The 4,122-nt window shown below is 50.2% G+C and carries 5 protein-coding genes; all 5 read right to left on the bottom strand.

What is annotated here, in order from left to right:
- A partial coding sequence (locus HV477_RS27600; RefSeq protein ID WP_375372889.1) for a DDE-type integrase/transposase/recombinase occupies positions 1-349 on the bottom strand: 349 nt, incomplete at its 3' end.
- A gap of 315 nt (positions 350-664) precedes the next feature.
- Positions 665-1,036: a hypothetical protein gene (locus HV477_RS28750; RefSeq protein WP_254621737.1), complete on the bottom strand. Its 372-nt coding sequence runs from the start codon at positions 1,034-1,036 to the stop codon at positions 665-667.
- Between the two features lie 404 nt (positions 1,037-1,440).
- Positions 1,441-2,313, bottom strand: coding sequence for a LuxR C-terminal-related transcriptional regulator (locus HV477_RS27590; RefSeq protein ID WP_175065715.1), 873 nt, complete (start codon positions 2,311-2,313; stop codon positions 1,441-1,443).
- A 2-nt stretch (positions 2,314-2,315) separates the two neighbouring features.
- Complete coding sequence (locus HV477_RS27585; RefSeq protein ID WP_175065714.1) at positions 2,316-2,792, bottom strand: CaiF/GrlA family transcriptional regulator; 477 nt, start codon at positions 2,790-2,792, stop codon at positions 2,316-2,318.
- Between the two features lie 88 nt (positions 2,793-2,880).
- Positions 2,881-4,029, bottom strand: coding sequence for a hypothetical protein (locus tag HV477_RS27580; RefSeq protein ID WP_175065713.1), 1,149 nt, complete (start codon positions 4,027-4,029; stop codon positions 2,881-2,883).
- Positions 4,030-4,122: the final 93 nt, after the last annotated feature.

The following is a 4,122-nucleotide window of genomic DNA, read 5'->3' as shown; positions in this document are numbered from 1 at the left end:
CTGACTCACTCGTGAATATTTCTGCAGCGATAATTTTCCGACTATAAATATCGACGATCATATAGAGATAAAAGTGCTGGCCTTTGATCCAGGATGGGATGTAGCTGATGTCCCAACTCCAGACTCGATTCGGCGCTGTAGCTTTAAGAGCATCCGGACGTCTGTACTGGCCTTCACGGGTTCTTCGGGTTAACTGGTTGGTACTTTTTAATATTCGATAAAATGTTGATTCAGAAGCAATATAAATACCTTTGTCTGCCAGAGTTGGCACGATAACATTTGGCGGCAGTGAAGCAAATTCCGGCGAATTGCAAAGCTCCAGAATTTGCTGCCTTTCTGCTTCCGACAATTTGTTTCGGGGTATCCGGTTCGCAGCGTTGGGTCTTTGATCTGCGTTGATCACTTCACCATCAACCCAGCGCTGAAGAGTCCTGATAGAAACGCCAATACACTGACAGACCCGGGTTTTGCGGGCTCCATTTCTGATAGCTTCACTAACCAGAGATATAATTTTCTGCCGCACCGGGAGGGGAGTCAGTCTTCCCCGCTGTTGTCCCAGAGGGCATTGAACTTTTCCCTCAACATCAGAAGTGCAGCAGCTTCTGCCAGCGCTTTATCTTTACGTTGAAGTTCTTTTTCAAGATCCCGTAACCTACTTTTGGCTTCACGCAATTCCCTGTCGGCTCGGCGATTTTCTTTCATGGGCCTTAATGGAGATTACCCGCCACTCTTTGACCTGCTCGACAAATAGCCCCATACGACGACAATAATCAGCAAGTTCCATTTCAGATAATGTAGCTGTTTCAAGTACAACTGAAAATCGACGTTCCGGAGTCCACTCATCACCATTTACGGAAGAAATTTTCTCGTTTTCGGGCAACAAACCTTTCTGCACCAGTTCAAGTCTCCATCTTGCAATTACTGAAGGGCTTAGATCCAGCTTACGGGCAATATGTCTGATAGACCAACTATAGGGAGGCAAAAGCCAGATGACTCCTTGCTCTTTTACATCAATTGGTACGGCATGTGCAGGCACAGTCATTCTCCTTAAAAATGTAGGCGACAACTATCCTGACATAGGGGGTTATTGGGTGATCTCCGTGAGTGGTAATACGCATCCATAACTTAAAACAGCTTAGATCCTTGTTAACCAGAAAGTTTCATCAATATTTATCCACCCAGGTTGCGGAAGACCCACTTTCGCACCGTTGGTGATACTGACGGAACAGAACGAGGAATGGCTGCTGCTGAACCGTTATCTGCCACAACACATTATGGCGGAGACAGACCAGGCGACTGAAACTGAAGTAATCGAAGCGCTGCCACTCAGCGCATAACAGGCACATTACCGGACCGGAAAGCTGGAACTGAATTTACACCAACCTGACGGACTCAACCGGACCATCGATTTCATGCCCTCCCGGTAAAAGGGTCTGACGCTCAGTGGAACGGGGTTCGTTGCAGTACAGAATGAAATTTCATTCCGTACAATACGGCGTGAGGGAACCCCGGCATCCCAAGACGACTGAGCATCATTGTCTTGTGGTTCTCCACTTTACCCGGACTGACCCCCATGCTCTCAGCTATACAGGGCGCCGTTTTCCCTGCCAGCAGTCCCTCCAGTATCTTACGCTGGAACACACTCACTCCGGCCCCTGCCATGTATTCCTGCAGGTAAAGGTTCATTGCGCCAGTCAAATCGTTTCCGTCGTGAAAAGGGCCCGGGAACAACGGTGCTGAATTGTGAGCGGCAACACCGCGAAAACGTGAGCGGTATCCGGACGGGTATCCGTACGTAAGCCGGGACATCAGTATTCGTTTCCCGGCAGCAGACTGTTCTCCCCTGCGTAATATATCCCGTAGTGGTATGCCTGCCGGAATGGCCGGTGGGATGTCTGCCGGTATACAGTTCCATATTTCCATCACAACACGGTCAGTAAGATACACGGAATCACACAGGACAACAGCCTGTGTGTGGCGAAGAAAATCTGACAGCGCGTAAAAAAGGAATATGTGTTCTCTGGGCTGTAAACACAAAATCAGTCCGGCATCCGGGTGTTCAGATAATAATGTAAACAGTTCTGACGGGGTATGACTGGTATATACAGGATGCTCCGGCAGTACCTCCTTTCCGGAATGGCGGAGTCCCTCAACCAGGGGCCAGTTATCACCATGTATAATCATCGCTGAGTCCGGGGCGGGAACCCCGGTAATATTCTTCACGGCATCCCGTTTCTGCTGTTTTTGCGTGCCGTCCGGATTAACCCGCCGTCCGGGAAGAATATGCTGTAAGCTGTTTTTTACCGCCATCATGTCTACTCCCCGGTCTCTGTTTTACGGGATGCATGTAATGCATTCCAGATAGCATTACACTGTGAGCTGTCAGCATTTCCAACCCGCCGGGCAGAGCGCGGAATGGCCTGTTTCACGCGTGGCAGACGCGGTTTCCGCGTCCAGGGTTTCACGCAGGTCACCAGAATTTCGTAACGCCAGACATTGTTATCCAGCATAATACGGCGGGTTTCACAGACCACACGGGCTGTTTTTGCACGCAGATAGGTCACGACATAACTGGCCCTGCGGGCGGTGATACGAAATGCTGCGGATATCTGATTCCTGTCCACCCAGCCCTGTTGTTGCATGCACCAGTACGCCACCAGAATGTACATAGGTTCACCGGTATGCTGACGGACAGCCGGCGGAATAAAACAGGTGTCATGGTTACTCTGTTGCGGGTACAGAACATTGCTGTCTGTCCCCTTCATTTTGTCAGGTGATTTTCCGGATGTCATAACGGCGACTCCTTCAGGTTAAAGAAGACCCGGCCGACGACCAGGCTCCCGCCTTATTTTATTTTTATATTCAGGTGTGGCTTTCTGGTCAGTAGTAGTCGATGTCCACTTTCACACGCTGAGTAAAATTTCCGGTTTTTACACTGGCCGCGTCAGGGTTTTTCTCCAGTTCAGCAGAGAACTGGTTATCTGAGACGTCGGAAGTGCTGTTTAATCCGATAATGTCACTGTAGGTGCCAAAAACAGCATCCGATGAGAATTTAAGGTTCCTTATCCTCAGGCGCAGTCCGTTCTCTTTTCCCTCGTCGTTTTTCAGATAAATATATTTATCCACAACTCTCCCCGGACCTTCAGGAGTGAATTTAATGGCGAGCCTCAGGTCCAGGTCTTTATAACTGGTGGTGCTGTCAGGAAAACCGCAGGCAGGGTTGTACTGTGCCTTTATCGTGAAGGATTTTCCCTGCGGAAGGGTGCCGTCATAGTCTCTGCCTGCGGCTCCGCTGTAAACACGGTTAAACCTGACCACCGACGGAATGGTGACCTTACCGATACAGGTCGGCAGGTACCACAGGGAGGCTGCGGACGAGTTATATTTGATGCTCGGATACCTGTTATCATCTCTCCCCACCCCCCATATCAGCCTGATGGCACCTGCCGGGGAAGCGGGAAGATAAATTTTCAGAGCCCGTGTCACCTGTTCTTTAACATACAACTCGACCTTCAGGGTGAAAGTCTGCGTTCCTGTACTGAGGTGAGACGAATCGTATCCATACTTTTTGGTCAGGGGAAAAAACTGCTGGCTGCGGTTATCCGGTACCCAGGTTCCTCCTCCACCGGATGACGTTACTATAAAACGCATGGCAAGACCGGCTTTAGCCAGTGTGTTCTGCAGATTCTGAAAATAATTACCTTCTATCGTGGCCGCCAGACTGGCCTGGTAACCGCCAGTAAAAGGATTCGGTTCTTTGGCACTGCAGATAAAGGTCTGTACCGGAAATTCATGGGAATACAGAACGCTCCCCACAGCCGGAAGCGAGCCCTGCTGGAACACGATTGGCGTCGGGAGGGTAAAGTTCACGCTGCCCCCGCTCATCGGGTCATTAATCCCGCATCCGAAGTTCGGGGGTGCCGCAGCCACTGCAGAACAGGACAGCGGCATGATTAACAGTGATAACATCAGGCTGCGTACCGTCCGGACAGACCACCGGCGGCGTTCATATGTACAGATGATTTTCATAACAGTATTCCCGTTACCTGGTCAGGCGTACTCACTGACTGTCAGTGTGTTGTACTGTATCAAACGTGCACTGCCCGGTCCGGCAGCGGTAAT

The organism is Salmonella sp. SG203 (assembly GCF_013350575.1).
In the GTDB taxonomy this organism is placed as follows: Bacteria; Pseudomonadota; Gammaproteobacteria; order Enterobacterales; family Enterobacteriaceae; genus Salmonella; species Salmonella enterica.
The sequence above is the reverse complement of the archived record's forward strand: the minus strand, read 5'-3'. Positions and strand labels throughout refer to the sequence as shown.